General features: G+C 63.3%; 13 protein-coding genes. 4 read left to right on the forward strand and 9 right to left on the reverse strand.

Translation table 11 applies throughout. The features are described from left to right. The first annotated feature begins 39 nt into the window (after positions 1–39). From nth to R2R70_RS13380, 3 genes are all read left to right on the forward strand, one after another. The gene (nth, locus tag R2R70_RS13370) at positions 40–675 is read left to right on the forward strand and encodes an endonuclease III (protein ID WP_054556282.1); all 636 of its coding nucleotides are present in this window, start codon (positions 40–42) and stop codon (positions 673–675) included. Positions 676–892: 217 nt separating this feature from the next. Then, the gene (locus R2R70_RS13375; RefSeq protein ID WP_410978271.1) at positions 893–3100 is read left to right on the forward strand and encodes an EAL domain-containing protein; all 2208 of its coding nucleotides are present in this window, start codon (positions 893–895) and stop codon (positions 3098–3100) included. A gap of 61 nt (positions 3101–3161) precedes the next feature. Continuing rightward, the gene (locus tag R2R70_RS13380; protein ID WP_213114555.1) at positions 3162–3449 is read left to right on the forward strand and encodes a hypothetical protein; all 288 of its coding nucleotides are present in this window, start codon (positions 3162–3164) and stop codon (positions 3447–3449) included. Positions 3450–3623: 174 nt separating this feature from the next. Here the strand turns inward: R2R70_RS13380 and pepN are convergent, their stop codons facing one another. The 6 genes from pepN to R2R70_RS13410 form a co-directional block, all read right to left on the reverse strand. Then, positions 3624–6275 carry an aminopeptidase N gene (pepN, locus tag R2R70_RS13385; protein ID WP_410978272.1) on the reverse strand — a complete coding sequence of 884 codons (2652 nt, stop codon included), beginning with the start codon at positions 6273–6275 and terminating at the stop codon, positions 3624–3626. A gap of 99 nt (positions 6276–6374) precedes the next feature. Continuing rightward, positions 6375–6800, reverse strand: coding sequence for a YbaN family protein (locus R2R70_RS13390; RefSeq protein ID WP_225996323.1), 426 nt, complete (start codon positions 6798–6800; stop codon positions 6375–6377). 264 nt (positions 6801–7064) lie between these two features. Next, complete coding sequence (locus tag R2R70_RS13395; RefSeq protein WP_410978273.1) at positions 7065–8258, reverse strand: glycerate kinase; 1194 nt, start codon at positions 8256–8258, stop codon at positions 7065–7067. A 161-nt stretch (positions 8259–8419) separates the two neighbouring features. Continuing rightward, complete coding sequence (locus R2R70_RS13400; RefSeq protein WP_054556285.1) at positions 8420–9262, reverse strand: S1 RNA-binding domain-containing protein; 843 nt, start codon at positions 9260–9262, stop codon at positions 8420–8422. 301 nt (positions 9263–9563) lie between these two features. Continuing rightward, positions 9564–10052: a YajQ family cyclic di-GMP-binding protein gene (locus tag R2R70_RS13405; RefSeq protein WP_054556286.1), complete on the reverse strand. Its 489-nt coding sequence runs from the start codon at positions 10050–10052 to the stop codon at positions 9564–9566. Between the two features lie 78 nt (positions 10053–10130). Further along, the gene (locus R2R70_RS13410; RefSeq protein WP_410978274.1) at positions 10131–10772 is read right to left on the reverse strand and encodes a GNAT family N-acetyltransferase; all 642 of its coding nucleotides are present in this window, start codon (positions 10770–10772) and stop codon (positions 10131–10133) included. 168 nt (positions 10773–10940) lie between these two features. Between R2R70_RS13410 and R2R70_RS13415 the strand changes: the two genes are divergently transcribed. Continuing rightward, the gene (locus R2R70_RS13415) at positions 10941–12536 is read left to right on the forward strand and encodes a RimK family protein (RefSeq protein WP_410978275.1); all 1596 of its coding nucleotides are present in this window, start codon (positions 10941–10943) and stop codon (positions 12534–12536) included. A gap of 168 nt (positions 12537–12704) precedes the next feature. On the opposite strand, the gene R2R70_RS13420 is transcribed toward R2R70_RS13415, so the two are convergent. The 3 genes from R2R70_RS13420 to R2R70_RS13430 all read right to left on the reverse strand — a co-directional run bounded on the left by R2R70_RS13420 (position 12705) and on the right by R2R70_RS13430 (position 14983). Further along, positions 12705–13499, reverse strand: coding sequence for a DUF2797 domain-containing protein (locus tag R2R70_RS13420; RefSeq protein WP_410978298.1), 795 nt, complete (start codon positions 13497–13499; stop codon positions 12705–12707). 164 nt (positions 13500–13663) lie between these two features. Continuing rightward, positions 13664–13939 carry a YeaC family protein gene (locus tag R2R70_RS13425; protein WP_043334093.1) on the reverse strand — a complete coding sequence of 92 codons (276 nt, stop codon included), beginning with the start codon at positions 13937–13939 and terminating at the stop codon, positions 13664–13666. Between the two features lie 138 nt (positions 13940–14077). Continuing rightward, a complete protein-coding gene (locus tag R2R70_RS13430) occupies positions 14078–14983 on the reverse strand; it encodes a rhomboid family intramembrane serine protease (protein ID WP_410978276.1) in 906 nt (301 codons plus the stop codon). Positions 14984–15188 lie beyond the last annotated feature (205 nt).

Below are 15188 nucleotides of genomic sequence, written 5' to 3' on the forward strand. Positions count from 1 at the left end.
CGCCCGCTCCCAAGCCCTTACCGCCGTACCCGAGATACCATGAACGCCCAGAAACGCCTCGAGATCTTCACCCGCCTGCGCAACGAGAATCCTGAGCCACGCACAGAGCTTGCCTGGTCAACGCCCTTCGAGCTTTTGATCGCGGTGCTGTTGTCGGCGCAGGCGACGGATGTGGGCGTCAACAAGGCTACGGCGAAGCTGTATCCGGTCGCCAATACGCCGGTGAGCATTCTTGCGCTGGGCGTCGAGAGCCTGAAGGAGTACATCAAGACGATCGGCCTGTTCAACACCAAGGCCGAGAACGTCATCAAGACCTGCCGCATGCTGATCGAACGGCATGGTGGCGAGGTGCCGCAGACCCGCGAGGCGCTGGAAGCGCTGCCCGGCGTGGGCCGCAAGACCGCCAACGTGGTGCTCAACACCGCCTTCGGTCAGCCGACCATGGCGGTGGACACGCACATCTTCCGTGTCTCCAACCGCACGCGCATCGCCCCGGGCAAGAACGTGCTGGAAGTCGAGCACAAGCTGATGCGCCATGTGCCCAAGGAGTTTCTGGTCGACGCCCACCACTGGCTGATCCTGCATGGCCGCTACACCTGCGTGGCACGCAAGCCGCGCTGCGGCAGCTGCATCATCGAAGACCTCTGCGAGTACAAGGACAAGGTCGACCTGTAACGCCTCCCGGCACGAGGATTTGATGACTTCTTCATGATCAGGGGCTTGATGACTGGAACTTGATCACCAGACGCCTGGCGAAAGCCCCGATCCTGCATGGCCTGCCTGTGTGGCCTGCATGCATGATCGTTGATTGAGCATGAACCCCGCCTCCCCGCCTATTCAACCGAGCGGCAACGTAGACTGAGCGCACAGACCGTCGCCTCAGGACCCTGCCATGACCGCACCTTCCGATGCCGGGGATCGCCGCTCTCCTCGCCCAGAAGGCTCCGACGATTCCCGCCAGCCTGATGACAGCTGCCTGCACTCGCGCCTGCAGGAGATGTCGTCACGTCTCGAGGCACTGGAAGCCGAGAACCACCTGCTGCGCACCCTGGTCGACTCTCATCCCGACATCCTGTTCATCAAGGATGCCAAGGGGCTGTTTCGCTACGCCAATCGCTCTCTGACCGAGTTCTATGGCACCTCGCGCGAAGACATCATCGGGCGCGATGACAGCCATTACACCGGCAATACCGAGCAGAGCCACTTCTTCAGGCGCAGCGTGGAGCAAGTGCTCAGCAGATTCGAGCGCGAGACGGTCTTCGAGGATGCCACCGACGGTACCACCGGCGAGGTCAACCATTTCCGCTCCATCAAGCAGCCCTTCCATGACATTCACGGCCAGCCGCTGGTCGCCGTTCTGGCGCACAACATCACCACCGAAGTCCGTGAGCATGAGCGCAAGACCCGCCAGATCGACCACATCTATGACACCTCGCTGGAAGGCTTCTGGGACTGGAACATCCTGACCAGTTCCGTGACGCACAATCGCCGCTGGTCACAGATTCTGGGCATCCCGGAGAGCGAGCTCAGCAACAGCCTGGAAGAATTCGCAAGCCTGCTGCACCCCGAGGACAAGCCCGAGACGATGATCGCCATCCAGGACTGCATGGCGGGCAAGACGGCCTACTACCACCGCCACCGCATGCTGACCCGCGGTGGCGACGTGGTCTGGGTGATCGACAAGGGCGATGTCATCGAGCGTGACAGCGAAGGCAATCCGCTGCGCATGATCGGCTCGATCACCGATATCACGCGTATCGTCGAATCAGAGGCCCTGCTGCACCAGCACAGTCGCTTCGACTCACTGACCAAGCTGGCCAACCGAGCCACCCTGATCGACAGCCTGCAGCAGGCGATCATCATCACCGACGCCCGTGACACCCACGGCGCGCTCATCTTCATCGATCTGGACCACTTCAAGAAGATCAACGACCTGCTGGGGCATACCACCGGCGACCATCTGTTGATCGAGGTGGCCCATCGCCTGAGCTCCACGGTGCGTGACAGCGATCTGGTGGCGCGCTTCGGCGGGGACGAGTTCGTCATCCTGGTACAGCCCTTGAGCCATGATCCACAGACTGCCTGTCGCGAACTGGATGAGCTGATGGAGCGCCTGCAGCAGGCGCTCAACCAGCCGTATTCGCTCTTGGGCCCGCAAGCGCAGCCGCTGCAACATCACAGCTCGGCGAGTCTGGGCAGCATCATGTTCCATGATCGCCATCTGAGCGCCGAGGAGCTCATCCGACGCGCGGATATCGCGATGTATCGCGCCAAGGAGGCCGGGCGCAATCAGACCGTCCGCTTTGATCCCAGCATGCGCGTGGAGCTTGAGCGCGCCGTGCAGCTGGAAAATGACCTGCGCCGCGCCATCGAGAATGAAGAGCTCTACGTGGAACTGCAGCCGCAATTCGATCGAGGGCTCAAGCTGGTCGGCGCCGAATGCCTGTTGCGCTGGCGACACGCCAAGCTCGGCAATATCTCGCCCTATGAATTCATTCCGCTGGCCGAGAAGAGCCAGCTGATCGACAGCCTCGGCGACTGGGTGCTGGAGCAGGCCTGCAAGCTGCTGGAGGACTGGCAGAAAGGCACCGCCTTCGCGAAGATCTATCTGTCGGTCAATGTCAGCGTCAAGCAGCTGGACTCCCCTCACTACGTCGGCAATGTCGCCAAGGCACTCAGCCAGCACACGCTCGACCCGCAATATCTGCAGCTGGAGCTGACCGAAAACGTCTTCGCCACCGACATGCCCGCCACGGTGGCACGCATGCACGAACTGCGCTCGCTGGGCCTGCGTCTGTCGCTGGATGATTTCGGCACCGGTTTCTCCTCACTGACCTACATCAAGCACCTGCCCTTCGATGAGCTCAAGGTCGACCGCAGCTTCGTCAATGATCTCGAGAACGACGAGATGAATCGCCGCATGGTGAACTTCATGGTACAGCTGGGGCGTGAGCTGGGCATGTGCGTGGTGGCGGAAGGCGTCGAGACCCCCAGACAGCGCGAACTGCTGCTGGAGATGGGTTGTGATGCCCTGCAGGGCTATCTGATGGACAAGCCGATGGCGATCGAGACATTCACCGCCAAGTATCAGCTCGGATGACAGCGCATCCGCGTCTTTCATGGCACACTGGGGCCTCTTTTCTGTCTGGACATCATGCGTTATGGAAGACTTCTTCAACTGGATCGGCACGCAACTGGGTGCCGCCATTCGCTTCATCGTCGAAGGCCTGGGCAATTTCTTCGCACACTTTGATGATGCGCTGGCTGGCTTCTTCAATGGCTTGACCGGTGAGCTGGGGCTTGGCACATCGCTGTTCAGCCTGCTGGGACTGGTACTGGGGCTCTATCTGCTCTTCAAGGGCATCACGACGCTGTTGAGGGGCTCCATCATCGGCGGGCTATTGATGACCTTCATCGGGCTGACCTTCCTGGGCTGGATGATTGCCTGACGCGCGCGATGACCGTGTACGCAATGACCGTGCAGGCGATGCCCTGACGGGACTTGCGCCAGACTCGTGACATGAAAAAGCCCCTGCCGATTGGCAGGGGCTTTTTCATGTCAGCGGCAGTCATCATCATGCGCGCGATGACTGCCGGCTGTCTTCAAGGGTCAGATCAGAGGATCAGGCCAATGCCTTCTCCACGACTTCATACAGGTTGTTCGAGAGCTTCTCGCCACGGATACGCTCAAGCTCAGCCTTCATCAAGTCCTGACACTTGGCATCGAAACGCTTGTAGCGCGTCAGCGGCGTGATGATGCGCGCCGCGATTTCCGGGTTCAGACGATTGAGCTCGATGACCACATCCGCCAGCAGACGATAGCCTTCGCCATCGAGACGGTGGAAGTTGACGCGGTTCTGGCCGGCGAAGGCGCCGATCAAGGCACGCACCTTGTTGGGGTTGGTCAACGAGAAGGCCGGGTGCTCCATGAGGAAGCGCACGCGGTCCAGCACATCGGCCTGCGGACGCGTGACCTGGATCGAGAACCACTGGTCCATCACCAGCGGATCATGCGACCAGCGCTCGGCGAAGGACTTGAGCGCCGGGTCACCCAGATCGGTGCGTGAGGAGTGCACCAGCATCGTCAGCGCGGCACGCACGTCGGTCATGTTGTGGGCCGCCGCCAGCTGGGCCTGGGCCAGACGCACGCCCTCCTCGTCCTCGATGCTCATCAGATAGCTGAGCGCGGCATTCTTGAGGCTGCGACGCGCCATCTGCTCGAAGGTCGGCGCGTAGTCGCCCTGCTGCGCATTGGCGTGATAGAGCGCCACGAAGTCGTCGCGCAGCGCGCTGGCCAGCTGCGCCTTGGCGGTCTTGCGCGCCCAGTGGATGGCATCGACATCGACGACACTCTGCTGCTCGGCGATATAGGCCTCCGAGGGCAGCGTCAGCATCTCGGCCAGCACCGCACGATCGGAAGCCTCGCTCTGGAGCAGGAAGCGATAGGCGGCCAGCAGGCGCTCATCCAGCTGGGCCTCCTGCTCGCCACGCTGCCAGGCCGCCATCAGGTCTTCAAGCGCTGCCATGGCCAGACGCTGACCGGCATCCCAGCGATTGAAGCCATCGCTGTCGTGCTGCATCAGGAAGGCTAGCTGCTCACGGCTGTAGTCAAAGGCCAGCTTGACCGGCGCCGAGAAGCCACGCAGCAGCGACGGCACCGGCTCGGCATCGCCGGCAAGGCCGGTGAAGACGAAGGTCTGCTCGGCTTCGGTCAGCTCCAGCACGGTTTCCGTGCCCAGCGCTTCGCCGTCGAGGGTCAGCGTCAGATCGCTGCCATCGGCGCCGACCAGCCCCATGCGCACCGGGATCACCAGCGGCAGCTTCTCCGCCTGCCCCGGTGACGGCGGCGTGGACTGACGCAGCGTGAGGGAATAGGTGCCTGCCTGGGCATCGAAGGTGCCGCTGGCGGCGATGTTCGGCGTTCCGGCCTGGGAGTACCAGCGCATGAACTGGCTGAAATCGCGACCGGAGGCTTCGCTCATCGCGCTGATGAAGTCCTCGATGGTGGCGGCGCTGCCATCGTTGCGCGCGAAGTAGAGATCACTGCCACGGCGGAAGGCTTCTTCCCCGAGCAGGTTGGCGACCATGCGCACCACTTCGGAACCCTTCTCGTAGATGGTCAGGGTGTAGAAGTTGGAAATCTCGATATAGGACGCCGGGCGCACCGGGTGTGCGGTGGGGCCGGCATCTTCGGCGAACTGCGCGGTACGCAGCATGGCGACGTCTTCGATACGCTTGACCGGCGCCGAGTTCATGTCGGCGGAGAAGGTCTGGTCGCGATAGACGGTGAAGCCTTCCTTCAGGGACAGCTGGAACCAGTCACGGCAGGTGACGCGGTTGCCCGACCAGTTGTGGAAGTACTCATGCGCGACCACCCCTTCGACGCGCTGGAAGGCGGCGTCGGTGGTGGTATCGGGGTTGGCCAGCACGCAGGCACTGTTGAAGATGTTGAGGCCCTTGTTCTCCATCGCGCCCATGTTGAAGTCGTTGACCGCGACGATCATGAAGATGTCGAGATCATATTCGCGACCGTAGACTTCCTCGTCCCACTTCATGGAGGCCTTGAGGGAGTTCATGGCGTGTTGGGTCTTGTCGAGATTTTCCGGCTCGACCCAGATTTCCAGAGCGACGTCACGGCCACTCATGGTGGTGAAGCTGTCGTCATGCTTGACCAGGTCCCCCGCCACCAGCGCGAACAGATAGCACGGCTTGGGATGCGGGTCCTGCCAGGTGACGAAGTGACGACCGCCCTCGCGCTCGCCACGCTCGATGGGGTTGCCGTTGGAGAGCAGGATCGGGTAGCTGTCCTTGTCGGCGATGATGGTGGTGGTGAACACCGACATCACGTCAGGGCGGTCCGGGTAGTAGGTGATGCGACGGAAGCCTTCGGCCTCGCACTGGGTGCAGAACATGCCCGAGGACACATAAAGCCCTTCCAGCGCGGTATTCGCGGCCGGGTCGATCACCACCACCGTCTCGAGCTCACAGTTGGCCGGCAGGCCGGCCAAGGTCAGGTGAGTCTCGTCGAGCTTGTATTCATCACTGGCCAGCGCTCGCCCATCGACACGCACGGACTCAAGCGTCAGATGCTCGCCATTGAGCACCAGCGGCGGCGTGGCATCACTGCCCACGGCGGCATCGGGATTGGCCTCGAGGGTCAGCACGGTCGTCACACGGGTCGCGGACGGTACCAGATCAAACGTCAGGCGGGTGTCCAGCACACGCCAGGCGGGTGCCTGATAATCGGCAAGATGAATCGCTACAGGTTGTGACATCAAAGACTCCGCAATCAGCGCCGCGGGAGAGGACTCCTCACGGCAGGAAGACAGCGGACAGCGAGGGAGCAGACACCTCACCTGCCCGCGATGAAGCGCTCATTCGCGCGGAAGGGATTCGCCACTGACGGCAAGGTTCGCCCCCTCGCCCTTGGGCTCCGGGCGCGTGGCCAGCCAGAGTGCCAGCAGCGACAGGAAGACCAGCAGCGAGACCTTGACGGCCAACACTGAGACGGTGAACAGGATGATCAGCATCGAGACGGCCAGCATGCTGACCGCCATGATGCGCGCGCGCAGCGGAATGGCGCGTTCGCGCTCCCAGGCCACCAGCGTCGGCCCGATCTGGGGATGTTCACGGATATAGCGCGCAAAGCGCGGGGAACCTCGGCTGGCACAGGCCAGCGCCAGCAGCATGAAGACGGTGGTGGGCAGCAGCGGCAGAAACATGCCAGCGAAGCCGATGCCGAAGAACAACCAGGCCAGGCCAAGCCAGCAGATACGCTTCATGCGCCGAAAGATCATCATGTCGGTTCCTCACCACCTGCGGTCACACACCGTGTGCTTCCTGCTATCAGTCAAACGCCAAGTCGTTCATGGGAAAAGTACTTTCTGACTATCCGCCTGATAGCAACTGCGTGCATGGTAACGGGCTTGCCGATATCGCGAAAGGCCACGCCCCCCGCCATGGGGGCCGTGGGCCGCTGTCTGCGGCCAGATTCGACGCCGCAATCCGTCGAGCCGGGCGTGGCTTAGCGGCGCTTAGCCGGGCTGCGCTCAGCCGGGCTGCGGTCAGCTACGTTGCGCCAACTGCCAGAGACGCATGATGGCCTCGCAACGGTCAGCCAGCAGCTCCGAGGTGCGTGCCAGCGCCTGCTCAAGCGGCATGGCACTGTCACACAGAGTGAAGACGGCACTGACCCCCTCATCATGGGCGGCTTGCCAGCCCTCGGCCAGTCGTCCGGCCAACACGATGGCGGGCACCCCGGCGGCACGCGCGGCTCGCGCCGCACCGATGGGGGTCTTGCCGCCCAGGCTCTGGCCATCCAGACCGCCTTCCCCAGTGATCAGCAGATCACAGCCCGCCAGACGCTCGCTCACGTTGAGGCGCTCCATCACCAGCTCGATGCCCGGACGCAATTCACCATTCAACCAGGCCGCCACCGCGTAGCCCATGCCGCCTGCGGCCCCTGCACCGGCCAACTGCTGCTGGTCTGCGCCCAGCACTTCCGCGCTCAGGCGCGCGAAGTGGCCCAGTGCCGCATCCAGTTCCTCGACCACCGCAGCGTCGGCGCCCTTCTGCGGGCCGAAGACTGCGCTCGCGCCGCGCGGACCACACAGGGGGTTGTCGACATCGACCGCGGCAGACACCTTGAGGTTGGCCAGGCGTGGGTCCAGCGCACTGACGTCAAGGCTCGCCAGACGCGCGAGGGCCGCGCCGCCTGCGGGCAGCTCATTGCCGTCAGCGTCGAGCAGACGCAGCCCGAGCGCGCGCAGCATGCCGCTGCCGCCATCGTTGGTGGCGCTGCCGCCCAGCGTGACGATCAGTCGCTCGGCACCGGCGTCCAGCGCCGCCAGGATCAGCTCGCCCACGCCATGCGTGTCGGCGACACGCGCGTCGCGCTCATCAGGGCTGACCAGATGCAGACCACTGGCTTCGGCCAGCTCGACAATGGCCGTGCGGCTACCCGGCTGCCAGCCCCACTGGGCGGTGACGTCACGCCCGAGCGGATCACGCACCTGAGCGCTGCGCGCCTCGATGGGGTCTGCTTCACTGGCCGCCGCCAACAACGCCGCCAGCGTGCCCTCACCGCCATCCCCCAGCGGGCAGAGATCGATCTGTGCCTCGGGCAATACTCGGCGAACACCACGCGCCATGGCTTCGGCGGCATCACTGGCTGCCAGCGCTTCCTTGAAGCTGTCAGGGGCGATCAACAGACGCGGCGAACCAGAAGAAGCGGAGGCAGCAGAAGCAGAGACAGTCATGCAGACATTCCTTGTCGAAGGTGAAGGAGCGAATGGGGGCAACTCAGCGCAAGATACCCCCATGATACGCTGTCATTGGTGCCATGCGGGACCCTGAAACGCAAACTGCCACCCGTCGGTCTCCCGAGGGTGGCAGTGGCAGCACAGGCTGACAGTGGCGCTTACTTGACCAGACGCGTCTCGGTGGGCGCCAGCGTGACCTTGCCTTCGCGCTTCAGGTGACCGATGGCGCGCTTGAAGTTGGCCTTGCTGGCACCGAACGCTTCGCTGATGGCTTCCGGTTCGCTCTTGTCGCCCAGCGGCAGCACGCCCTGACTGGCTTCCAGCGCGGCCAGAATGCGGTCCGCCAGCTGCTGATGGCCGGCCGGACCCGGCGCCTGCGGCGTGAGATCGACATTGCCGTTGCCGTCATTCTTCAACACCCACAGACGCAGACGGTTGCCGATGCGCAGACGCGTGAAGATACGGTCGTGGTGCACCAGGCCCCAATGGGCGTTGTCGATGATGATCTTCATGCCCAGGTCGGTGCGCGCAGCGACCAGACCGGAGACTTCCTGGCCCGCGGTATAGGTGGCCGGGGTCTTGTCGAGCCAGCGATCCAGACGCATCGAGGCGACCATGCGGTCGCTGTGCTTGTCGAGACCGACGTGCACCATGGCGAACTGGCCGGCCTTGAGCTCACGCTTGCGCTCGCCGTAGGGCAGCAGCAAGTCCTTGCCCAGGCCATTGTCGAGGAAGGTGCCGATGTCATTGACCTCGACCACCTTGAGCGCGGCGAACTCGCCAACCATGGCACGCGGATAGCGCGTGGTGGCCAGCAGGCGGTCTTCATCATCCAGGCTGACGAAGACTTCGACTTCGTCACCGATGTCGGCCCCCGCAGGAATGAAGGGTGTCGGCAGCAGGATTTCCCCGCGATCCCCACCATCGAGGAAGACGCCGAAGCCGACCCGCTTGGTGATCGTCAGGGTGTTGCGCTGGCCGATAGCGAGCGGAGCAGACATATAACCTCTCTTTGCGCGTTGTCGGGTGCCGAAGCGGCCCGCATGGCGCAGATATTACGTACGAATAGGGTGAAACGCTTTGAAAGCGACGCGTCCGGTCGTCTCGAGTGAAGCACCGAGCTGGACAAGCGTAGCGCCAGCGACGAGACATGACGCTTTCAAAGCGAATCTGTTGATCCCGCAAACAAGCGAATCAGTGACTCTCACGACACCGCAAATCAGCGAATCAAACGAATACAGCACCGCACGCCGATAGCGAACGGTGCTGAGAATGGCGATCGCCAGTCGCTTGCGCGCTGGATCAATCGCGGAAGTTGTTGAACTGCAGCGGCAGCTCGAGGCTCTCATCGCCCTTGAGCAGCGCCATGGCGCCCTGCAGGTCGTCACGCTTCTTGCCGGTGACGCGGACCTTCTCGCCCTGGATCTGTGCCTGGACCTTGAGCTTGGCATCCTTGAGCGCCTTGACGATCTTCTTGGCGGTCGGCTGGTCCAGCCCCTGACGCAGCACCAGCTGCTGACGGGCACGCACGCCAGCGGTGTCGGCGTCCTTCTCTTCCAGGCAACGCACGTCGATGCCGCGCGCGATCAGACGGCCCTTGAGCAGCTCGATCATCTGACGCAACTGGAAGTCGGCATCGGCTTCCAGATTGACGTTCTCTTCCTTCTCGAGTTCGAAGCTGGCAGTCACGCCCTTGAAATCGAAGCGCGTCGCGAGTTCGCGATTGGCCTGATCGACGGCATTCTGAACTTCGTGCTTGTCGAGTTCGGAGACAATATCGAATGACGGCATGGGAGCGATTCCTTTGAAGCCATGAAGAATAAACAGCGCATCCTAGCCCATGGGGGCCACGCGCGCCATGCCCCTGGCTCAGGCAGCGCCAGCATTCACCGTTGGGGGCGACCCCGGGTGCGCTTCACCGGCCTCACCGGCCGCGAGTTCCTCAGCCACCGGCGCCGGCGAATCCAGCGTCAATGCCTTGCGCATCTTCCAGGCGGCGGCCCCATCGGCATAGTAATCGCGCAGGCGACCACACTTCTCGAAGCCGTGACGCTCGTAGAGCGCGATCGCCGCGCCATTGCCGGTGTGCACCTCAAGATCGAACTGCGTACAGCCCTGCGCAATGGCCAGCTGCTCAAGCGATGTGAGCATGCGCTGGGCAAGGCCGCGGCCACGCGATTCCGGATGCAGGCAGAAGGAGTAGAGTCGCGCCCGACGTGAATTGCGCCGAAACAGCACGGTGCCATAGCCGAGCACGCTGCGCAGCGGCGTGGCGTCATCACGCTCGACGCTACCGGCTGGCCACAGCGCGGCCATCACATCGTCTACCGCCGGTGCGGTCGGGATGACATCGTCATCGGGCTGGATGATCACCAGGGTACGGGCATGGGCACGCAGAATCAGATGGGACAGCTGACGACGACTGAACCAGTCGCTGTCGAAACTGACTTCCTCGAGCTCTACCAGAGCGTCGAGATCGGCCCGGATGGCCGGGCGCAGAATGGGGGTCATGGTGCAGGCTCTCCCGCCTGTCAGCGCCCTGACGCCGTCCGAGGATCAGCGTGTCGCGGGGCGGTAGCAATGCGCTGCATTCTGGGCATGCAGGCGCGTCTTGTCTTGGTCTCTTTGCATGAAATTATTTCACTTTCCAGCCTATTGCGATGACGGGGATTGTTTCTCATGATGCGCGCATTCGGCACCGCTTCGGTGCCCGCCTTGCGAGGCTTCGCAATGTCCCGCCTGCGTATCGTGGTTGACCGTGTTTCTGACTGGCGCGCCTTCTATCCCAGTGATGATGTCATCAGCGCCCATGACTTTCTTTCCGAACTCTCAAGCGATGCGCCAGCCCAGCGCGCCGACGATGCGCCGCAGCCCGCCACCCACGTCATCAATCTGTGCGGCGGACTGGATTATCTGGGCATCGGCTATTACGTCTCGCTGCTCGCCCAGGCGCGCGGCCAGAAGGCGCTGCCGTCGGTGGAGACCCTCAATCAACTGTCACGCAAGTCGCTGATCGACATGGAACTGGGCGGCATCCGCGTGCTGCTCGAGGAGCTGACACGCAAGGGCGCCCTGCCCGCCCCGCAAGGCGTGACGCATGGGGCTGGCAAGCCACCACGCCTCGACCTGCTGCTGACCTTCGGCGAGAGCGCAGACCCCGCGCTTGCGCGTCTCGCACGCAAGCTGTTCGAGCGCCTGCCCTGTCCGCTGCTGGAGGTGCGTCTTGAAGGTCGAGGCGATCATTGGGTGCTCAAGCGAGTGCGCCCGCAATCCCTGAGCCACCTGGCAGCGGCGGATGAAGACCGCTTCGCCCAGGCGCTCAATCGCCATTCGCGCAAGGTGTGGCGCACGCCCAAGGCACGTCGCCATTACCGCTTCGATCTCGCCATGCTGGTCGACCCGGACGAGGCGCTACCTCCGTCCAACCGTACCGCGCTCAAGCATTTCATCCGCGAAGGGCGGCGACTGGGCATAGATGTCAGCCTGATCACCCGGCGCGATGAAGGCCGTCTGGCCGAGTTCGATGGCCTGTTCATCCGCGAGACGACCAGTCTGGATCACCACACCTATCGCATGGCCAAGCGTGCCGAGCACGAAGGGCTGGTGGTGATCGATGACAGCCAGTCGATTCTGCGCTGCACCAACAAGGTCTTCCTGCATGAGCTTCTCAAGGCACGCGGCCTGAGTGCCCCGCAGGGTCGCCTGATCCATCGGGGCGAACTGCGCCAGCTGGCCGAGCGCGGTCAGCACATGCGCTACCCGCTGGTGATGAAGGTGCCGGATGGCGCCTTCTCCCGCGGCATCGTCAAGATCGATGGCCCCGAGACACTGGTGCGCGAAGCCGAGCGACTGTTCCATGACTCCGCCCTGCTGCTGTTGCAGGAGTGGCTGCCGACCGAGTTCGACTGGCGCATCGGCGTGCTCGACGGCAAGCTGCTGTTCGCCAGCCGTTACTACATGGCGCGTGGCCATTGGCAGATCTACGACCACAGCGGCGCGCGTACCCGCTCCGGCGGCTTCGCAACGGTCGACCCGAGCGAGGTGCCACCGGCCGTGATCAAGGCAGCCCTGAAAGCGACCCGCCTGATCGGCGACGGCCTCTACGGCGTCGACTTGAAACAGCTGGAGGACCGCGTGGTGGTCATCGAGGTCAATGACAACCCGAATCTGGATGCCGGCGTCGAGGATGTGGTGCTGGGACGCGAGCTCTACCGACGCGTGATGCAGGTATTTCTGGCGCGCATGCAGGCGCGACGCCAGCCTGTGCTGGGCTGACACACCCCGACTCTGCAAGCCTGTGGCAAGAAGCGAGAAACAAGAAACAAGAAGCACTGAAACGACAGCGCCCACCCTCCGTGACGGAGCGTGGGCGCTGTCGTGTGTGCGGTACTGAGCTCTTGGCTGTGCTCTTGGCTGTGCTCTTGGCTATGGCTCAGCCGCGGCTCATTGCTCGCCGAGCTGGGCCTCGATCTCATAGCCGGTGAACTTGCGCAGATTGATCACGCCACTGTCGAGAATCAGATACTGACCCTTGAGCCCTTCGAGCACGCCTTCCACCACTGGCGTCTTGTCGAAGTTGAACGAGGTGACCTTGGTCGGCGCGGTGCGCACCGGAAACTCGAAGGCCAGCGCCGTGGTGTCCAGCACCCGGAGGGCGCCTTCGCCGCAATGCGCCTGCAGCGCCGCCAGGCCCTCTGACATCTGGGCCAGCAAGGCATCACGCTCGGCTTCCAGGTCCAGCTCTGCCACATCGCCCTTGAGCATCGCGCGCCAGTTGGTGCGATCGTTCAGCGCCTGCTTGAACAGCACCTCGACCAGCCCCGACTGCAGGCGATTGGACACCTCGACGATGGGCAGCGCCTGGATGGCGCCCTGATCGAACCAGCGCGTCGGCATCTGGGTCTTGCGCGTGATGCCGACCTTGAGGCCGGAGGAATTGGCCAGATAGACGATATGCGGCTGGAAGCAGTGCTCCTCACCCCACTGCGGATCACGGCAGGTGCCTTCGGCGTAGTGGCAGGTCTCCGGCTTCATGATGCAGCCATCGCACTGCGGCAGCTTGCGAAAGCACGGATAGCAATGCCCCTGCGCGAAGCTCTTCTTGGTCTTGCGACCGCAATGGCTGCAGTGGATCTGACCGGTGAAGCTCAATCGCACCTTGTGGCCGATATAGGCATTCAGCGGCTGGGTGATCTCGCCCAGACGCAGGCCATAGTTGGCCGCCAGCGGCTCGAGCATGACCGACGGCGCATCAAACGAGGTATCGATCGCAAGCGCCTCACCGGCGGGCACGATGGACATCTTGTGGAGGTTGCCACTCAGCGTGATGGGCGCCGCATCCTGAGCACTGGCTTCCTGAGCCGTGCCGGAGGCCTCATCCGCACTCAGGGCATCATCCAGCGTCAGTTGACCCACTTGATCTGCTCCGGCTCATCGCTTGCGGCGCTGTCGTCATCACGCGGCCCACAGGTGCCGTTGTCGATGAAGCCGACACGCGACTCGGCAGGCACGTTGTTGTGCGCTTCGTACTTGATGACGGCTTCCATGCACAGCTCGACCTGCTCTTGGGTCAGCACGCGGCCATCCGGCCATTTGCGCAGCTGCATGGACTGCTTGAGGCTCTCGTAGATGGTCGGCGTCATCTGCTCGACCATGCCGTCAAAGGACATGTTGCTCATCACATACTCTCCTGATACGGGTCCACGACTGCCGAAGGCGGACCATCGGAGTCACTGGGGATGACCGCCATTCTAGCATTGTCGTTTCGCGCAGTGTCATTTCCGGCAGTGCCATCCCCGGGGCCGAATCACCAACGCTCAGGCTGCGCTGCGCCTGGGGAGCAGCCAGCCCAGCAGCAGACCGGTCAGCAGGCCACCAAGATGCGCCTCGTTGGCGATGGCGCCCAGGCCGATGGCACTTGAGAGCGGCGTCATGCACAGCACCAGATAGATCAGCATGAAGATCATCAGCGAGCGCTGCATCTGATAGCCCAGCGCGGGGCGGCGGCGTGCGGCGATGAAGACATAGCCGATCACGGCGAAGTCGATCCCCGACAGCCCTCCGAACAGCACGCTGCCAGTGGCGTATTGCGCCAGATTGGCCGCCACGCCGCTCAGTACCACGACCAGCGCGAAGCGCCAACCGCCATCGATGGCCTCGATCTGGCGCCCGAACACCCACAGCCACAGCAGGTTGAACACCAGGTGCAGTACCCCGAAGTGCATCAACGATGGCGACCATAGCCGCCACCACTCCCCCGCCAGCGTCACGGACAGCGGCTCGGGTGCGATGTGCTGACTGCCGACAAGCTCGAAGGGCACGATGGCCAGCCACTCGAATACCGCCGCCTGGCCCAGCGCATACTGGAACAGCACCGTAACGCAGCAGGCCAGACCGACCAGCCAGGTCAGCGGCGTCTGGTGCATCAGGGCGATGAGGGACTGAGAACTGGCGGTGCCACGCGTCGCGGCGCCCGCAGAGGCATCCCGCAACGGTTCACCGCGTGACTGGCGCTCGAGCATCGCGATGACGCGCGGTAGCTGCTCGGGGTCGGCCAGCCACAGCTCCTGGCCGCCCTCGTGGCTCTCGGCATCGTCGCCAGACGCAGCCTCTGTCGGGCGAGCCTGGCTCAGGGTGATCTGGTGACCGATCTTCTCGGCCCACAGGGCTTCGCGCAGGGGGCGGCTGTCGAAGGATTCGGGCAGCGTCAGAACCTTGAACATGTATGCCTCTGAAGATGACACGCGACTGAACAGAATCAGTACACGTTGATAAACAAGGAGAAGTCAGACCAGTCTGTGAAAATCTACCACAGCGCCGCAGGCGTCTGGCCTTTGTGACAGACATAAAAAAAGCCCGGTGGGGGGCACCGGACTGAGCAAGGATCATTCAAGGGAACACTTACTCAGAGTGCGCAATCGGGCTTTG

It is taken from the genome of Cobetia sp. SIMBA_158, from assembly GCF_046566945.1.
GTDB lineage: Bacteria > Pseudomonadota > Gammaproteobacteria > Pseudomonadales > Halomonadaceae > Cobetia > Cobetia amphilecti.

Bases quoted from the DNA above. Each gene is read 5' to 3' on its own strand.
- R2R70_RS13390 (WP_225996323.1), bottom strand. From the start codon at position 6,800: ATGATGATCTTTCGGCGCATGAAGCGTATCTGCTGGCTTGGCCTGGCC.
- R2R70_RS13410 (WP_410978274.1), bottom strand. From the start codon at position 10,772: ATGACCCCCATTCTGCGCCCGGCCATCCGGGCCGATCTCGACGCTCTG.
- R2R70_RS13380 (WP_213114555.1), top strand. From the start codon at position 3,162: ATGGAAGACTTCTTCAACTGGATCGGCACGCAACTGGGTGCCGCCATT.
- R2R70_RS13395 (WP_410978273.1), bottom strand. From the start codon at position 8,258: ATGACTGTCTCTGCTTCTGCTGCCTCCGCTTCTTCTGGTTCGCCGCGT.
- R2R70_RS13375 (WP_410978271.1), top strand. From the start codon at position 893: ATGACCGCACCTTCCGATGCCGGGGATCGCCGCTCTCCTCGCCCAGAA.
- pepN (WP_410978272.1), bottom strand. From the start codon at position 6,275: ATGTCACAACCTGTAGCGATTCATCTTGCCGATTATCAGGCACCCGCC.
- R2R70_RS13400 (WP_054556285.1), bottom strand. From the start codon at position 9,262: ATGTCTGCTCCGCTCGCTATCGGCCAGCGCAACACCCTGACGATCACC.
- R2R70_RS13415 (WP_410978275.1), top strand. From the start codon at position 10,941: ATGATGCGCGCATTCGGCACCGCTTCGGTGCCCGCCTTGCGAGGCTTC.
- R2R70_RS13430 (WP_410978276.1), bottom strand. From the start codon at position 14,983: ATGTTCAAGGTTCTGACGCTGCCCGAATCCTTCGACAGCCGCCCCCTG.
- R2R70_RS13420 (WP_410978298.1), bottom strand. From the start codon at position 13,499: ATGCTCGAGCCGCTGGCGGCCAACTATGGCCTGCGTCTGGGCGAGATC.
- nth (WP_054556282.1), top strand. From the start codon at position 40: ATGAACGCCCAGAAACGCCTCGAGATCTTCACCCGCCTGCGCAACGAG.
- R2R70_RS13405 (WP_054556286.1), bottom strand. From the start codon at position 10,052: ATGCCGTCATTCGATATTGTCTCCGAACTCGACAAGCACGAAGTTCAG.
- R2R70_RS13425 (WP_043334093.1), bottom strand. From the start codon at position 13,939: ATGAGCAACATGTCCTTTGACGGCATGGTCGAGCAGATGACGCCGACC.